Annotated in this window: 1 protein-coding gene and 1 pseudogene; both read right to left on the bottom strand. The window is 44.8% G+C overall.

Features of this window, described 5'->3' with window-relative positions; translation table 11 throughout:
- On the bottom strand, window positions 1–650 hold a 650-nt coding region (tcdA, locus tag A3738_RS25190; RefSeq protein WP_068763937.1), incomplete at its 3' end, for a tRNA cyclic N6-threonylcarbamoyladenosine(37) synthase TcdA.
- Window positions 643–974, bottom strand: a pseudogene (locus A3738_RS30175) (hypothetical protein); the annotation flags it as partial. The pseudogene A3738_RS30175 and the gene tcdA, both read right to left, overlap by 8 nt.

The following is a 974-nucleotide window of genomic DNA, read 5'->3' as shown; positions in this document are numbered from 1 at the left end:
AATTGTTCGGTTGAGTAGACACACTCAACGCCAAACTTACGTTTTGGATTGCGGGAATAGTTATGTAAGCGACGCAAGTTGTTTCGAATCTTCGCCAACAATGGGTCTTGCGTGGTGCGCGCCAAATCTTCAATCTGGATTTGTGTCGGGTCTAATTGTCCGCCAGCGCCGCCGCAAACCATCAATGGAATTTTGTTTCGACGGCAATGCACAACAATAGAAGTTTTTGCCTTCACGCTGTCCGTGGCGTCAAACACATAACTAAATTCTGTAGTGAGTAAGTCACCGACATTTTTAGGCGTTAGAAATGTGTGCTTCACATGGACTTGAATATCAGGGTTGATCTCTTTAAGACGCTCAGCCATTACCTCAGTCTTCATATGGCCAACCGTATTCTGCAAGGCATGGACTTGTCGATTGATATTCGAAACACACACATCATCCAAATCAATCAAGGTGATTTCACCAATACCTGAACGCGCTAACGCTTCAGCTACCCATGACCCAACACCACCAATACCCACTACAGCTATATGGCTATTTAAAAACACCTGCAAGGCGTTCATGCCATAGAGTCGGGCAATCCCTCCAAAACGAAAGGCGTAGTCTTCTGTAATTGACTTTAGGTTCACAGACTCTTGATCAGACATCGACTGCACCCTCTAATTCAAACGCTAAAAAGTCGTGATCAACTAACTCATAACGCTTGCGCTTAAGCGGTTTCAATTTACTCAAATCCACTACCACCAAACCGTCAATACAGTCTTGAAAATCAGGGTCAATATTAAAGCCGTGGAATCGGGTTCCACCGTCATCACATAACTCTGAGTATTGCTTGTAGAGCGTAGGAACAGAGTGACCAATCAAACCCAGCTGCTCACGCAACACAACAAAGGCATCTCTTGAATCTAAACCATCGAACNGGGCNGAAGCTTTGTTCAACCAAAGTATTGGGGCTCTCGCAGTCTTGATTA

The organism is Oleiphilus sp. HI0066 (assembly GCF_001635725.1).
This window is presented reverse-complemented; position numbering and strand designations above follow the sequence as displayed.